The 15,882-nt window shown below is 64.9% G+C and carries 11 protein-coding genes; 3 read left to right on the forward strand and 8 right to left on the reverse strand.

Features of this window, described 5'->3' with window-relative positions; all coding sequences use genetic code 11:
- Window positions 1-7 precede the first annotated feature (7 nt).
- The 5 genes from IP92_RS24995 to IP92_RS25015 form a co-directional block, all read right to left on the reverse strand.
- Window positions 8-4,738 carry a glutamate synthase-related protein gene (locus IP92_RS24995; RefSeq protein ID WP_145880413.1) on the reverse strand — a complete coding sequence of 1,577 codons (4,731 nt, stop codon included), beginning with the start codon at window positions 4,736-4,738 and terminating at the stop codon, window positions 8-10.
- A 270-nt stretch (window positions 4,739-5,008) separates the two neighbouring features.
- On the reverse strand, window positions 5,009-5,710 hold the full coding sequence (locus tag IP92_RS25000) for a transposase (protein ID WP_145880415.1): 702 nt from the start codon (window positions 5,708-5,710) through the stop codon (window positions 5,009-5,011).
- A 107-nt stretch (window positions 5,711-5,817) separates the two neighbouring features.
- On the reverse strand, window positions 5,818-6,498 hold the full coding sequence (locus IP92_RS25005; protein WP_145880418.1) for a response regulator transcription factor: 681 nt from the start codon (window positions 6,496-6,498) through the stop codon (window positions 5,818-5,820).
- 83 nt (window positions 6,499-6,581) lie between these two features.
- Window positions 6,582-7,598: a PAS domain-containing sensor histidine kinase gene (locus IP92_RS25010; RefSeq protein ID WP_145880420.1), complete on the reverse strand. Its 1,017-nt coding sequence runs from the start codon at window positions 7,596-7,598 to the stop codon at window positions 6,582-6,584.
- Window positions 7,598-10,708, reverse strand: a complete 3,111-nt coding sequence (locus IP92_RS25015) for a DEAD/DEAH box helicase (protein WP_145880422.1) — start codon at window positions 10,706-10,708, stop codon at window positions 7,598-7,600. Before IP92_RS25015 ends, IP92_RS25010 begins: the two co-directional genes overlap by 1 nt.
- Before the next feature lie 172 nt (window positions 10,709-10,880).
- Between IP92_RS25015 and IP92_RS25020 the strand changes: the two genes are divergently transcribed.
- Window positions 10,881-13,229 carry a Tex family protein gene (locus IP92_RS25020; protein ID WP_145880424.1) on the forward strand — a complete coding sequence of 783 codons (2,349 nt, stop codon included), beginning with the start codon at window positions 10,881-10,883 and terminating at the stop codon, window positions 13,227-13,229.
- Here the strand turns inward: IP92_RS25020 and IP92_RS25025 are convergent, their stop codons facing one another.
- From IP92_RS25025 to IP92_RS25035, 3 genes are all read right to left on the reverse strand, one after another.
- Window positions 13,230-13,769, reverse strand: a complete 540-nt coding sequence (locus IP92_RS25025) for a DUF2812 domain-containing protein (RefSeq protein WP_145880426.1) — start codon at window positions 13,767-13,769, stop codon at window positions 13,230-13,232.
- 77 nt (window positions 13,770-13,846) lie between these two features.
- Complete coding sequence (locus IP92_RS25030) at window positions 13,847-14,392, reverse strand: DUF2812 domain-containing protein (RefSeq protein ID WP_145880428.1); 546 nt, start codon at window positions 14,390-14,392, stop codon at window positions 13,847-13,849.
- Window positions 14,389-14,721, reverse strand: a complete 333-nt coding sequence (locus tag IP92_RS25035; protein ID WP_145880430.1) for a PadR family transcriptional regulator — start codon at window positions 14,719-14,721, stop codon at window positions 14,389-14,391. The genes IP92_RS25030 and IP92_RS25035 overlap by 4 nt, the downstream gene beginning before the upstream one ends.
- Before the next feature lie 139 nt (window positions 14,722-14,860).
- On the opposite strand from IP92_RS25035, the gene grxD reads away from it, so the two are divergent.
- Together grxD and IP92_RS25045 are read left to right on the forward strand one after the other, a co-directional pair.
- Window positions 14,861-15,181: a Grx4 family monothiol glutaredoxin gene (gene grxD, locus IP92_RS25040; RefSeq protein WP_145880432.1), complete on the forward strand. Its 321-nt coding sequence runs from the start codon at window positions 14,861-14,863 to the stop codon at window positions 15,179-15,181.
- Between the two features lie 3 nt (window positions 15,182-15,184).
- The gene (locus IP92_RS25045; RefSeq protein WP_145880434.1) at window positions 15,185-15,775 is read left to right on the forward strand and encodes a UbiX family flavin prenyltransferase; all 591 of its coding nucleotides are present in this window, start codon (window positions 15,185-15,187) and stop codon (window positions 15,773-15,775) included.
- Window positions 15,776-15,882: the final 107 nt, after the last annotated feature.

Here is a 15,882-nt window from a genome sequence, read left to right on the forward strand (position 1 = left end):
TCCTTCTTTACGCGGCGATCGCCTGGGTTTCCGCTTCGATCGCGGCGTTGTCGGCCAGCTCGATCAGAGCGCGCTTGTACTCGTTCGGGAAGACCTTGACGAACTTGCCGCGGCTTTCCGCCCAGTTATCCAGCAACAGGCGTGCACGCGTACTACCCGTGTGCTTGAAGTGGCGTTCGATCAGGCGCTTCAGGATCGCCTCGTCCGACTCCGGCGTGCCGTTGCGATGCTGCGCGTGCCACGTCGCCTTGTCGTCATGCTCGGCGGCCGGCAGCACTTCCTCCAGGCTCACCATCGACAGGTTGCACTTCTTCTCGAAGTCGCCATCCGGGTCGTACACATAGGCGATACCGCCCGACATGCCCGCCGCGAAGTTGCGGCCCGTGGCGCCCAGCACGACGACCGTACCGCCCGTCATGTATTCGCAACCGTGATCCCCGGTGCCTTCAACCACCGCCGTCGCACCCGAGTTACGCACCGCGAAGCGTTCGCCCGCCACGCCGTTGAAGAACGCCTCGCCGGAGATCGCGCCATACAGCACCGTGTTACCGACGATGATGTTGTTGACGGCCCAGCCGCGGAACTCCGTGTTCGGTCGCACGATGATGCGGCCGCCCGACAGCCCTTTGCCCACGTAGTCGTTGCCTTCGCCGACCAGGTCGATCGTGATGCCGTGTGCCAGGAACGCGCAGGCCGACTGGCCCGCGGTGCCCTGCAGCTGGATGTGGATCGTGTCGTCCGGCAGGCCGGCATGGCCGTAGCGCTTGGCCACTTCACCGGACAGCATCGTGCCGACGGTGCGGTTGACGTTCTTCACCGGCGAGATGAACGACACGCGTTCGCCCTTTTCCAGCGCGGCCTTGGCCTGCGCGATCAGCTTCAGGTCCAGTGCTTTTTCGAGGCCGTGTTCCTGTTCCTCGTTGTGGTACATGCACAGGCCTTCGTTGACGCGCGGCTGGTAGAAGATCGCGGAGAAGTCCAGGCCCTGCGCCTTCCAGTGCGAGATCGCCTTCGACTTGTCGAGCAGGTCGGCACGGCCAATCAGTTCGTCGTACGTGCGGATGCCCAGCTGCGCCATGATCTGGCGCGCTTCTTCCGCGACGAAGAAGAAGTAATTGACCACGTGTTCCGGCTTGCCCTGGAACTTCGCGCGCAGCACCGGGTCCTGCGTCGCCACGCCCACCGGGCACGTGTTCAGGTGGCACTTGCGCATCATGATGCAGCCCTCGACCACCAGCGGCGCGGTGGCGAAGCCGATTTCGTCGGCGCCCAGCATCGCGGCGATGACGACGTCGCGGCCCGTGCGCATCTGGCCGTCGGCCTGCACGCGGATGCGGTTGCGCAGGCCGTTCAGCACCAGGGTCTGCTGCGTCTCGGCGAGACCCAGTTCCCATGGCGTGCCGGCATGCTTGATCGAAGACAGCGGCGAAGCGCCCGTGCCGCCGTCATGGCCGGCGACGACCACGTGGTCCGCCTTCGCTTTCGACACACCCGCCGCGACGGTACCGATACCCACTTCCGACACGAGCTTCACGGAGATCGATGCGCGCGGGTTGACGTTCTTCAGGTCGTGGATCAGCTGCGCCAAGTCTTCGATCGAGTAGATGTCGTGGTGCGGCGGCGGCGAGATCAGGCCGACGCCCGGCACGGCGAAACGCAGCGTTGCGATGTAGCCGGACACCTTGTGGCCCGGCAGCTGGCCGCCTTCGCCCGGCTTCGCGCCCTGCGCCATCTTGATCTGGATCTGGTCCGCGGAATTGAGGTATTCCGCCGTCACGCCGAAGCGGCCCGATGCCACTTGCTTGATCTTCGAACGCAGCGAATCGCCTTCCTGCAGCGGGATGTCGACGACGACCTGGTCCTTGCCGATCACGTCGGCCATCGTGGCGCCGACCTTGATCGGAATGCCTTTCAGTTCGGCCTTGAAGCGGTTCGGATCTTCGCCGCCTTCACCGGTGTTCGACTTGCCGCCGATGCGGTTCATCGCGATCGCCAGCGTGGCGTGCGCTTCCGTCGAGATGGAGCCCATCGACATGGCGCCCGTCGCGAAGCGCTTCACGATTTCCTTGGCCGGCTCCACTTCGTCCAGCGGGATCGCCTTGCTCGGATCGATCTTGAATTCGAACAGGCCGCGCAGGGTCAGGTGACGGCGGCTCTGGTCGTTGATGATCTGCGCGTATTCCTTGTACGTGTTGAAGTTGTTGGCACGGGTCGAGTGCTGCAGCTTCGCGATCGCATCCGGCGTCCACAGGTGGTCTTCGCCGCGCACGCGGTAGGCGTATTCGCCGCCGGCATCCAGGCTCTCGGCCAGCACCGGGTCGTTGCCGAACGCGAGGTTATGCAGGCGCAGGCCTTCCTCGGCGATCTCGAACAGGCCGATGCCTTCGATGTTCGACGCGGTGCCCTTGAAGTACTTCTGCACGACGGCCTTGTTCAGGCCCACCGCTTCGAAGATCTGCGCGCCGCAGTACGACATGTAGGTGGAGATGCCCATCTTCGACATCACCTTCAGGAGGCCCTTGCCGATGGCCTTCGTGTAGTTGTACAGCGCCTGCTCCGGCGTCAGCTCGCCCGGCAGCGCGTGCGCCAGGTCGGCCAGCGTTTCCATCGCCAGGTACGGGTGGACGGCTTCCGCGCCATAGCCCGCCAGCAGCGCGAAGTGGTGCGTCTCGCGTGCCGAGCCGGTTTCCACGACCAGGCCCGTCGAGGCGCGCAGGCCCTTGCTGACGAGGTGCTGGTGGATCGCGGACGTCGCCAGCAGGGCCGGAATCGCGACGCGGTCGGCGCAGATCGCGCGGTCCGACACGATCAGGATGTTGTGACCGGACTTGATCGCATCGACGGCCTCGGCGCACAGCGATGCCAATGACGCCTCGACGCCTTCCTTGCCCCATGCCAGCGGATAGCAGATCGACAGCTCATACGACTTGAACTTGCCGCCGGTGTGGCCGCTGATGTGACGCAGGCGCTCCATGTCCTCGAACGACAGGATCGGCTGCGACACCTCGAGGCGCATCGGCGGGTTGACGTTGTTCGTGTCCAGCAGGTTCGGCTTCGGGCCGATGAACGACACCAGCGACATCACCATCGCTTCGCGGATCGGGTCGATCGGCGGGTTCGTCACCTGGGCGAACAGCTGCTTGAAGTAGTTATAGAGCGGCTTGAGCTTGTTGGACATGACGGCCAGCGGCGAGTCGTTGCCCATCGAGCCGATGGCTTCCTCGCCGTTGGACGCCATCGGCGCCAGCACGAAGCGCAGGTCTTCCTGCGTGTAGCCGAAGGCCTGCTGGCGGTCCAGCAGCGCGGCCGGCAGCTTCTCGCCGGTGGCGCCCGTCTTGCTCGCGCCGTACTTGGCGATGTTGTGCGACAGCTGGCTCTCGGCCAGTTTCAGGCTGTTCAACTTGATGCGCACGGCGTTGATCCACGCCTTGTACGGCTTGGCGTTGGCGTACGTGTCCTTCAGTTCCTTGTCGTCGATGATGCGGCCCGCTTCCAGGTCGATCAGGAACATCTTGCCCGGCTGGAGGCGCCACTTCTGGATGATCTTCGATTCGGGAATCGGCAGGACGCCCGATTCGGATGCCATCACGACCAGGTCGTCGTCGGTGACGATGTAGCGGGCCGGGCGCAGGCCATTGCGGTCCAGCGTGCCGCCGATGTAGCGGCCGTCCGTGAATGCCATCGCGGCGGGGCCGTCCCACGGCTCCATCATCGCGGCATGGTATTCGTAGAACGCCTTGCGGTTGTCGTCCATCGACGTGTGGTTTTCCCACGCTTCCGGAATCATCATCATCATCGCCTGGGCCAGCGGATAGCCCGCCATCAGCAGCAGTTCCAGCGCGTTGTCGAAGCAGGCAGTGTCGGACTGGCCTTCATAGATCAGCGGGAAGAGCTTTTGCAAGTCGTCGCCCAGCACGGCGGACTTCATCACGCCTTCACGGGCGCGCATCCAGTTGAAGTTGCCCTTGACGGTGTTGATCTCGCCGTTGTGCGCGATCAGGCGGTACGGGTGGGCCAGCGGCCATTCCGGGAACGTGTTCGTCGAGAAGCGCTGGTGCACCAGCGCCAGCGCGGAGACGCAGCGCACGTCCTGCAGGTCGCGGTAGTACACGCCGACCTGGTCGGCCAGCAGCAGGCCCTTGTAGACGACGGTACGGGCCGACATCGACGGCACGAAGAACTCGTGGCCGTGCTGCAGCTTCAGCGCCTGGATCGCGTGGCCGGAAGACTTGCGGATCACATACAGTTTGCGCTCGAGCGCATCGGTGACCATGATGTCCGGGCCGCGGCCGATGAAGATCTGGCGGATCACCGGCTCTTTCGCCCGCACCAGCGGCGACATCGGCATCTCCGTATCTACCGGCACGTTACGCCAGCCCAGCACGACCTGGCCTTCGATGCGCACGGCGCGTTCGATCTCCTGCTCGCAGGCGATGCGCGACGCGTTTTCCTTCGGCAGGAACACCATGCCCACGCCATATTCGCCCGGCGGCGGCAGCTCGACGCCCTGCTTGGCCATCTCGTCGCGGTAGAACTGGTCCGGAATCTGGATCAGGATGCCGGCGCCGTCGCCCATCAGCTTGTCCGCGCCCACCGCGCCCCGGTGATCGAGGTTCTTCAGGATCAGCAGACCCTGTTCGACGATGGAATGGCTTTTCTGGCCTTTGATGTGGGCAACGAAACCGACACCACAGGCATCGTGTTCGTTGGCCGGGTCGTACAAACCTTGCGCGTTCATGGCATCTCTCCGTGCGGGGGAGCCGTGAATCTACGCATCGGTCGCTACCGTGGCAGGGGCGTCATGGCTCCGGTTATGCAAATTGAAAAACGAGATTAGTGCATCGCACAAGAAAACTCAACAGAAATAATTAGGGTCGGAGTCACATTAATTTCGCCGTTGTCGCGCAAAATTTTAAATAGGGACAGAGTGAAGCCAAGTGTTGTTTCAACGGCCTGGGGACTGTCCCCGGTGTTGTTTTACGACCAGCTCAGCAATAGTGGAGGGGACTCAGGCGGCTTCCGGCAGCTTCTTGAATGGCCGGCCGCGTTTGGCGGGGAGGACCTGGCGCTTGGCCTTCTGTTCCAGGTCTTTCTTGTATTTGTCGGTGCCGAGCGGCCAGCCTTTCAGCACGGCCGCCTCCACCGTGGCGATCTGGGCGGCGCTCAACGGCTGGTTTGCCAGCTCGATGTATGCGGCCTCGCGCTGGAATGGCGTATTGCCGAGAGACCAGTAGGCCGGGTGGTCTGTCACCACAGGATCGCTGCGCAGCCCCGCATGATGGCCGTAGCTGGACCACGGGAATTGCTCGGGCAAGCCGGCCTGGCCGGTGCGGACCGGCGCGAACTCGGCGTAGCGGCAGCAGATCAGCAGGAAGTTGTCGGCGTCCACGACAGACGTCTTGTAGCGCCCGTGCCACAGCGTGCCGGCGCGGCCGTATTTCTGGTTGTAGTAGGGCACGTAGCAGCGCCCCAGCCACTGCATCATCTGGCCAAGCCCGTCTTCATCGGACGGCGTCACGAGCAGGTGCAACTGGTCCGGCAGCAGTACGTACGCGTGCACCGCCACCTTGTAGGTGCGCGCGGCGGTTTTCAGGAAGCCGAGGAAGGTCGTGTGGTCGTCCGCATCCTGGAACACGCTCTGGCCGTTCAGGCCGCGCTGGATCACGTAATGGGGCTGGGAGGGGACGATCAGACGGGGCAGGCGGGCCATGATGAGAGCGCGGTGACGGTTAAAAAAAACCGATGATACCGCGACGGCGCCGACTCTGTCCCCGATTATTTTTCGGCGCTCGATTTTCGCGCCGACTCTGTCCCTATTTACGACAGATTGAAGCTGGCGGACAGGCTGTATCCCTCGCCATAGGCGCTGCGCAGCGGCAGGTCCTGGCCGAGGCCGGTGCGTGCCTTCTTGCGCAGGCGGTACACGAGCATGTCGACGCGGCGGCCGGCATCCGGATCGTCGCCGCCGATGCCCGCGACGATCACCTGCCGCGGTACCGGGCGGGTGTTGATCGTCAACAGGTGCAGGAAGTTGCACTCTTTTTCCGTCAGCGTGATCGCCTGGCCTGCGAGCTCCAGTTGGCGGGCAGCGAGCCGCAGCGTCCATTTGGAAGGCGTCGGGGCGGGCTCCTGCGGGCCCACGCGGCGGTCCAGCGCCTCGATGTGGGCGGCCAGTTCCGGGAACTTGATCGGCTTCGTCAGGTAGTGGTCGGCGCCCAGGCGCAGGCCGAGGATGCGGCTGTCGAAATTGACGCGGCCCGTCAGCACAAGCAGGCCGATCTGCGGATACAGCTGCCGCATTCTCGGTATCACATTGATACCATCTTCGTCGGGAAGACCGAGATCGAGCACGACAACGCCGACATTACCCTGGGACAGCGCCGACCACATCTCACCGGCATTGTTGGTAATGCTGACCCCGTGCCCCAATTCCCCCAGATAGTCCGCCATCTCTTCGGCGTACTCCAGGTTATCTTCCACGATCAAAATTTGCGTCATCGATGCGCCGTTTCCTACTGTTTTTCTTGCTGTTGTTACGCTACTCAAACAATTATCACGGGAGTAACCAATCGGTGCAAGGCTTAAACGCCGCGCGGTAGCCAAATCCGGAATTTCTTGCCGCTTTCAGGCAAGTTTTCGACCGTCACGGTCCCGCCGTGCACGTCCACCACCGCTTTTGTCATGTACAGACCGAGTCCGGACCCTGGAATGCCCACCGCGGCGGACCCGCGAAAGCCCTTGTCGAACACGTGGCCCAACTCCGCTTCCGGAATCGCGGGGCCATGGTCGACGACGGCGAATTCTACGCCGCCCTCGGCTGCCTTGCCGCCGAGCAGCTCGACAGGCGAGTCGGCGGGGCTGTACTTGATCGCATTGTCCAGCAGCAGGTCGATGCACATGCGCATGCCGTGCGGGTCGGCGCGCAGCCACGCGGGCAAGCCTGCATCGCGCACGGTGACCTGCGGCCGGCGTGCGCGAGCCTGCGTAGCGGCCGCTTCCAGCATCTGCAGCGGCGCGATGCCATCCTCGCTCCGCTGGCGGCCGATCGCGGCAAGCCGGTCCGGCGACAGGTATTCGTCCAGCATGGCCAACAACCGGTCAACCGAGGTTTGTATTTTGCGGTAACGCTTGCGCGTGGCCTCGTCGGCATCGTGCGCCGTCATTTCCAGGCGCTGGATCGCGCCATCGATCGTCGACAGCGGCGTGCGGAATTCGTGCGACAGCATCGACGCGAATTTCTTTTGCTGCAGTTCAAATTCGCGCCGCGCGGAGATGTCGCGCACGACGCCGACCAGATGCAGGGCGCCGCCACGCTCGACGAGCGTGGATTCGATCTCGACGGGAATTGCATCCAGTTCGGCCTCGCGCCGCGCCGTGCGGCGGCTGTCGTCGCCCTGGCGGAATCGCTCCAGCCGGGCCGGCAGGTCGGCCAGCAGCGGCGCAGCCAGCGCCTGGGCCCTGGCCAGCGCTTCCTGCTCCGTGCAACCGAGTCGCCGTGCGGCAGCCGGGCTCACGTAGAGCAACCGACCGGTGGCATCGGCCATCCAGTGCACGTCGCCGCTGTGCTCGAGCAGCAGGCGGAAGTCGGCCGCTTCCATCAGTCGAGCAGCGGCGCGAAGATCTGCTGCAGGTCTTCCTGCGTCAGCGTCATCTTCTGCGACTCGCCTTCGGCCAGCACGGATTGCGCCAGGTCCGCCTTCTTCTGCTGCAATTCCTGGATCTTTTCTTCCAGGGTGCCCTTGGCGATCAGCTTGTAGACGAAGACAGGCTTGTCCTGGCCGATGCGCCATGCGCGGTCGGTGGCCTGCTGTTCGGCGGCCGGGTTCCACCATGGGTCATAGTGGATGACGGTGTCGGCAGCTGTCAGGTTCAGGCCGACGCCGCCCGCCTTCAGACTGATCAGGAAGATCGGCACGGCGCCCTGCTGGAACGCGGCCACCTGGGCGCCGCGGTCGCGCGTTTCACCCGTCAGCAGCGCGTACGGAATGTCGCGCGAGTCGAGTTCCTCCTGGATCAGCTCCAGCATCGACGTGAACTGCGAGAACACGAGGATCTTGCGTTTTTCCTCGAGCAAGTCTTCCAGCATCTGCATCAGGTCGGCCAGCTTGGCCGATCCTGCCGCCTGCTGCTTGCGGGTGGACAGCGTCTTCACGAGGCGCGGGTCGCAGCACACCTGGCGCAGCTTGAGCAGCGCTTCGAGGATCACGATCTGGCTGCGCGCGACGCCCTTGCGGTCGATCTCCTCGCGCACCTTCTGGTCCATCGCCAGGCGCACCGTCTCGTACAGGTCACGCTGCGCGCCCGTCAGCTCGACGCGGCGCACCATCTCCGTCTTCGGCGGCAGTTCCTTCGCGACGCTGTCCTTCGTACGGCGCAGCAGGAACGGCTTGATCCGGCGGTTCAGCAAGGTGCGGCGCTGCGGGTCGTCCTGCCGCTCGATCGGGTGGCGGAACTGAGAATTGAACGATTTCTCGTCGCCGAGCAGGCCCGGCAGCAGGAAGTGGAATTGCGACCACAGCTCGCCCAGGTGGTTTTCCAGCGGCGTGCCGGACAGGCACAGCCGGTGTTTCGTGCGCAGCAGGCTGGCGCTCTGCGCGGCCTTCGAGCGGGTGTTCTTGATGTAGTGCGACTCGTCCAGGATCACCATGTGGAAGTCGTGCTCGCGCAGCTTTTCCTCGTCGCGCGGCAGCAGCGCATACGTGGTCAGCACCAGGTCGGCCTCGGGAATCTTGTCGAACAGCTCAGCCCGATCCTTACCCTGCAGCAGCAGCACCTTCAGGCTCGGTGCAAATCGGGCCGCCTCGTCCTGCCAGTTGCCCATCAGCGAAGTGGGCGCGATGACGAGGGTCGGGTGCGTCATCCGGCCCGATTCCTTTTCCACCAGGATGTGGGCCAGCGTCTGCACCGTCTTGCCCAGGCCCATGTCGTCGGCCAGGATGCCGGCCAGGCCATATTCGCGCAGGAACTGCATCCACGACAAGCCTTCCGTCTGGTAATCGCGCAGCGTTGCCTGCAAGCCCGCCGGGGTCGGCACCCGCTTGACGGACGAGAACTGGTTCAGGCGGCGGCCCATCTCGCGCACTTCCTCGCCGCCCTGCCAGACGAATTCGCCGGTGCGTGCCAGCTCATCCAGCCGGGCCGCGTCGAGCGTGCTCATCCGTACGCTGTGACGGATCTTGTCGTTGAAGTACAGTTCGCCCAAGGTGCCCAGGATCGGCTTCACGCGGGCCCACGGCAGCGCCACGCGGGTGCCGCCCGGCAGCGTGGCCAGCATCTGGTCCGTCTCGCCATGTACGGCCAGCGCCTTCGGGCCGAAGTCGTTCGGCATGTTGCGGATCATTTGCACGAGCACCGGCAGCAGCGGCACGCGTTCGCCGTTCACGGTAATGCCCAGCTCCAGTTCGAACCAGGCATTGCCCGTTTCGGGACCTTCTTCCTCGATTTCCGCATACCACTCGTCGACCGGGGCCGTGTCGTAGCGGTATTTCGGCGTCTTTTCGACTTGCCAGCCGTCCGCCCGCAACTGCTCGATGCCGGACTCGGCAAAGCGGATCCAGTCGGCCTGGCTGGCCAGCAGCAAGCCGCCACGCACGGAGGACAGCGGCAGGGCCGTCGGCTTGCGGAACCCCAGTTCCGTCAGCGTTTCCAGCGCGGCCGCTTCCTGCGCGTCGTTGCGCTGGATGATCTCGGTGACCTCGCCGCGCTGGCGCACCACGCGCTGCGATGGGTCGAACGACACGCGCTCGCCATCGTAGTCGTACGACAGCACCGCGTAGTCGTGCCATTTCTGCGCCGAGCCTTCGGACAGCTGGGCCGAATCCAGCACGAGGATCGGGCGCGGCTTGACGTCGTCGCGCAGGCGCTGCGGCAGCGGTTGCGGCAGCGGCATCAGCTGTTGCAGGCCGTGCGCCAACAGCAACTGCGACACGCGCATCTTATCGTTCGGCATCAACAGCGGCGCCTGGGCGACGAGCGCCTGCAGGTCTGCCAGCGGGATGTCCGCGCCGCCCTGGTTCAGGTGCAGCACGCCGCACGACAGGTTGTCGATGTACCATGGCGGTTCCGTCGGAAGCATGTAGTCGATCTGGTCCGCGCCCGCATTGCGGGAGCCTTCCGGCGCCTCGACCTTCCAGCCCAGCCGCAAGCCCTTGCCTTCCTCGCGCCATGCCAGGTTCGCCGTGCGCTGCGGGCCCGCCTTCATCGGGTAGACGAGGCCGTTGCCGACGTCCGCCCACGAGTTCGCCCACAGCAGTTTTTCCTGGTCGGACAGCATCTGCAGCAGTGCCGCGCCGATCTTGCCGCGCGGTTCCGTTGCGCTGCCGGTCGGGGAATTCGGGCCCGTGCGCATCGCCACGAAGAAGCGTACCAGGTCCTCGTCGCCCGGCTCCAGGAATGGCGGCGGCGCGGACAGCAGCGAGAACACTTCGTTGACGGGGGCGGCGGCGGCCACGTCGCCGTTCGGCCGCAGCCTGGCCTTGTACAGCGCCAGCGCGACGTGCCGGCCGCCGGAGGTCGGCGCCAGCACATAGATCAGCTTGTAACTCGTTTGCTTCGGATCCGGGTCGACGGGTGCCAGCTTGGCCTTCGGGTGGGCCGCGGCGTCGACCCGCTGCAACCAGATCGCCACCGCATACGGCAACTGAGCCGGCGGGCTGGCGGGGGTGGGGGCGGCGGGAGTGGCAGGGGCTTCGTCGCGGGTCAAATCCATTGGGCGCATGTCGTATTTTAGACGGTTCAAAAACGGCAACATGCAATATTATCCGCCAACAGCCAATCTGTGTTTGTGAAAGTTCTAACTTAGCGGGACGACCCGTTTCGACCGACCGCGTAGCGGACGTATCCGGTATCATTGAAGGCTTGTCTGTTGAAAAGTGAATCACATGCTGCCTTCCATCGAACAACGCCTGGCCGTCGAACTCGTGGCCAAGCCGGCCCAGGTGGCCGCCGCGATCGCCCTGCTGGACGAGGGCGCGACCGTTCCCTTCATTGCCCGTTACCGCAAGGAAGCCACCGGCGGGCTGGACGACACGCAGCTGCGCCTGCTCGAAGAGCGCCTGCGCTACCTGCGCGAGCTGGAAGACCGCCGCGCGGCGATCGTTGCCTCGATCACCGAGCAGAACAAGATGACGCCGGAACTGCTGGACGCCATCCTGCATGCCGAGGACAAGACCCGGCTGGAAGACCTGTACCTGCCCTACAAGCAGAAGCGCCGCACCAAGGCACAGATCGCGATCGAGGCTGGGCTGGCGCCGCTGGCGGACAGCCTGCTGGCCGATCCTTCGCTGAATCCCGAAACGGAAGCGGCGAAATTCCTGCGTGAGGCGTTCACGACCAGCGACGGCAACAACCCCGGCGTGCCTGACACGAAGGCGGCGCTGGACGGCGCCCGCCAGGTCCTGATGGAGCGCTTCGCCGAAGATGCCAACCTGCTGCAGTCGCTGCGCGAGTACGTGCAGGAGCATGGCGTGGTGGAATCGAAGGTTGTCGAAGGAAAACAGGAAGAGGGCGAGAAGTTCGCCGATTACTTCGACTATTCGGAGCCGCTGGCCACCGTGCCGTCGCACCGCGCGCTGGCGCTGATGCGCGGCCGCCGCGATGGCGTGCTGGACGTGACGTTGCGCCTCGACTCGGAAGCGGAAAAGCCGAAGTGGGACGCGCCGCACAATCCGTGCGAAAGCCGCATCGCCGCGCATTTCGGCATCAAGGCCGCCGGCCGTCCGGCCGACAAATGGCTGACGGACACCGTGCGCTGGACGTGGCGCGTGAAGAGCTTCATGCACCTGGAAACGGAGCTGATGGGCGCGCTGCGCGACAAGGCGGAGTTGGACGCGATCAACGTCTTCGCCACCAACCTGAAGGCGCTGCTGCTGGCGGCCCCGGCCGGCCCGCGCGCGACGATGGGCCTGGATCCGGGCCTGCGCACCGGCGTCAAGGTGGCGGTCGTCGACGCGACCGGCAAGGTTGTGGATACCGCCACGGTTTATCCACATCAGCCCCGCAACGACTGGGATGGCACGCTGCACACGCTGGGCAAGCTGGCCGCGAAGCATGGCGTGCAGCTGATCTCGATCGGCAACGGCACCGCATCGCGTGAAACGGACAAGCTGGCCGGCGACCTGATCAAACGTCACCCGGAGCTGAAGCTGACGAAGATCGTCGTGTCCGAAGCGGGTGCATCGGTGTACTCGGCTTCCGAGTTCGCATCGCGCGAGCTGCCGGAACTGGATGTGTCGCTGCGCGGCGCCGTCTCGATTGCGCGCAGGCTGCAGGACCCGCTGGCCGAACTGGTGAAAATCGATCCGAAATCGATCGGCGTGGGCCAGTACCAGCACGACGTCAGCCAGACGCAACTGGCGCGCACCTTGGACGCCGTCGTCGAGGATTGCGTGAACGCCGTCGGCGTCGACGTCAACACGGCGTCCAGCGCGCTGCTCGCGCGCGTGTCCGGCCTGTCCGCCAGCGTGGCGCAAAGCATCGTCAGCTACCGCGACATGAAGGGAGCGTTCACTTCGCGCGCGGCGCTGAAAGCCGTGCCGCGCCTGGGCGACAAGACGTTCGAGCAAGCCGCCGGCTTCCTGCGCGTGATGAATGGCGAAAACCCGCTCGACGCGTCGGCGGTGCACCCGGAATCGTACCCGGTCGTCGAGAAAATCCTTGCCGACATCAAGAAGGACATCAAGTCCGTGATCGGCGCGACGCCGCTGATCAAGCAATTGTCGCCGGCCAAGTACGCGGACGAGAAATTCGGCGTGCCGACCGTCACCGACATCCTGAAGGAACTGGAAAAGCCGGGCCGCGATCCCCGTCCGGAATTCACGACGGCCACGTTCAAGGAAGGCGTCGAGGACATCGGCGACCTGCGCCCGGACATGATCCTGGAAGGGGTCGTCACCAACGTGGCCGCGTTCGGCGCATTTGTCGACATCGGCGTGCACCAGGACGGCCTGGTGCACATCTCGGCCCTGTCGACGAGCTTTGTGAAGGACCCGCACACGGTCGTCAAGGCCGGCCAGGTCGTCAAGGTGAAGGTGCTGGAGGTGGACGTCAAACGCAAGCGCATTGCGCTGACGATGCGCCTGTCCGACAGCGCGCCGGCCGCCGGCTCCCGCCCGGAGCAACGGGGCGACCGCAACGACCGCCGCGCCATGGGCCAGCAGCAGAAAAACCAGTCGCGCGAGCCGGCACCGGCGGGCAGCATGGCGGCCGCGTTCGCCAAGCTGCGGGGCTGATCAGTTCGGCGAGCGGGCCTTCACCTCGCGCAGGCGGCCCGCGGCGCGGGTGAGGGCGTACAGCGACAGCGACATCACGGCCGACGACAGCATGAGGATCGATGCCCAGGCCAGCTCGTCATGCCGGCGCAGCGCCATGATGCCGGACGCCAGCGGCGGCACCTGGGCAACGGAAATCAGCAGCATCGTCAGCGCCTGGCGGCGGTAGGTGGCGGCCCGTGCCGGGCCGTGCGTGAAGATGTCGCGCGCCTCACCCTTCGGCGCGCGCCACAGCATCCAGCTCATCGAATTGCCCGCCAGTGTCCAGCCCGCCGCGGTGGGCTCCTGGTGGTAGTTCGGGTCCTCGATCTCGCGGGTGGATGCGAAATCGATCCGGTAGTCGAAGGGTTCGGGCAGGTCGGCGCGGAAGGTGTACACGCCGAACGGACCGACCGATTCAAGGTGCAAGCCCCGCGCCGACTGTTCCTCCAGCCAGCGCTCGATCCGTTCCGGGTGCCAGGCCGACCCCAGTTTCAGCTTCCTGACCCGTTTGCCGTCCATCCGACCTCCTTTCCCGAGCGAGCGCTATCAGCCGGAGATGGTAGCACGGCAGCAATCGGCCACGATTGCCTCGAGCGCTATGGTGCGGCAGCCAGCCGCACGGCCTCGATGCGCGCGCGCAGGCGCCGGTATGCGTACAGCGTCTGCGCCAGCAACACTGTCCACAGGGGCGCCAGGAAGGTTTCGGTTTTCGACAGCGTGCCGTCGATGTACAGGACCACGGCCGACTTCACGAAAAAGAGCAGGGACAGCGCGAGCATTAGTCCATAGTTCCTGGCCAGCCGCTCATACTTCGCCGCCCTCGACGCCGCATCAGTGAAAATCTCGGGGGCGTGCGGATCGCTGGTGCGCCAGTAATACAGATTGCCTTGCTCGGCAGCCATGCGCCAGCCCGCGTCGGTCATCAGTTGCACGTAGTCGGCGTCCGGCTTCTTGCGGTTCATCGCCACGTCGATTCGATACATGACGCGCCCGGGCGCGCCGCGCCGGAAGCGGTACTGGCCCAGCGCACCGACCGATTCCAGGTGCAATCCTTCCGCCGCCAGGCGTTCGAGCCAGCGCTCGATCCGCTCGTCGTTCCATGGGCCCGTGAAATTCCACTTGCGCACCAGTTTGTCGTTCACGCTCCGTTTCCTTTCCCATCTACGTTCAACACGGCGCGGCCATGCTGCACCATCGCCTCGAGCCGGTCCAGCTGGGCCGCCGCCACGGCGCGGCCCAGTGGCGTCGTGCGGAAATACTTGCGCCGTTCCTCTTCGCCGGCCTTCTCGATCAGGCCCTGCTTTTCCAGCGTGGCAAAGGCGCCATACAGCGTGCCGGGCCCGATTCGTACGCGCCCGCCGCTGGCCTGCTCGACCTGCTGCATCACGGCGTAGCCATGGGCCGGCTCGTCCAGCGCCAGCAGCAGGTAGTAACTTGCCTCGGACAGCGGCAGCAACTTCTCGATATCCATGTTCTCCTCTATATCGGAAGTCGATATATCGGTAGCCATACTAGCATACAGGCGATGGCGCCTGTCAACGGCTTGCAGCAGCCGCGTCGAGAATCCCTGTAAAATGCCCCCATTCGCATTTTTCTTTTTCGAGGCAGCTATGAGCGACGTACAACAGTGGATCAAGGAAACCGTGACCAGCACTCCCGTAGTGCTGTTCATGAAAGGCACCGCGCAATTCCCGCAATGCGGTTTCTCGGGTCGGGCGATCCAGATCCTGAAAGCGTGCGGCGTGGAAAACATCGCCACCGTCAACGTGCTGGAAGATGCGGAAGTGCGCCAGGGCATCAAGGAGTACTCGAACTGGCCGACCATTCCGCAGCTCTACGTGCGCGGCGAGTTCATCGGCGGTTCGGACATCATGAGCGAGATGTATGAGTCGGGCGAACTGAAAGCGTTGCTGCAACAAAACAACGGCTGACGCATGAGGCAGGGCGTGCGGCGGCGGATCGTCATCGCCATCACGGGCGCCACCGGCGCCATCTATGGCGTGCGCCTGCTGCAAGTCCTGCAACAAATACCCGGCGTCGAAACCCACCTGGTGATTTCGGACGCCGCGGTACTCACGCTGCACGAGGAAACGGGCCTGGCCCGGCGCGAAGTGGAAGCACTCGCGCACGTCGTGCACAAGGCCCACAACGTGGGCGCCTCCATCGCCAGCGGCTCGTTCCAGGCGGACGCCATGGTGATCGCCCCCTGTTCGATGAAAACGCTGGCCGCCGTTGCGCACGGCCTGTCGGACAACCTGATCGCGCGAGCCGCCGACGTCACCTTGAAGGAACGCCGGCGCCTCGTGCTGATGGTGCGCGAAACCCCCTTCAATCTTGCCCACCTGCGCAATATGACGGCCGTGACTGAGATGGGCGGCATCGTCTTCCCGCCGCTGCCCGCGTTCTATCACAAGCCACAGACGATCGCCGACCTCGTGGATCACACGGTGGCCCGTGTCCTCGATCTGCTGAATGTGGAATGGAATGGGGCGGAGATCCCGCGCTGGAATGGTCTGAACGGCTAAGCCCTGCGGCTGAACGCGCAGCTGAGAACGAGCAACGGCGCGGCTAGGCGCCCCTGAGCGGCAGACCGGCTGAGCACCGAGCGGCTCGTGGCCATGCAGTGTCAGCT

The organism is Pseudoduganella flava (assembly GCF_007830495.1).
GTDB lineage: Bacteria > Pseudomonadota > Gammaproteobacteria > Burkholderiales > Burkholderiaceae_D > Rugamonas > Rugamonas flava.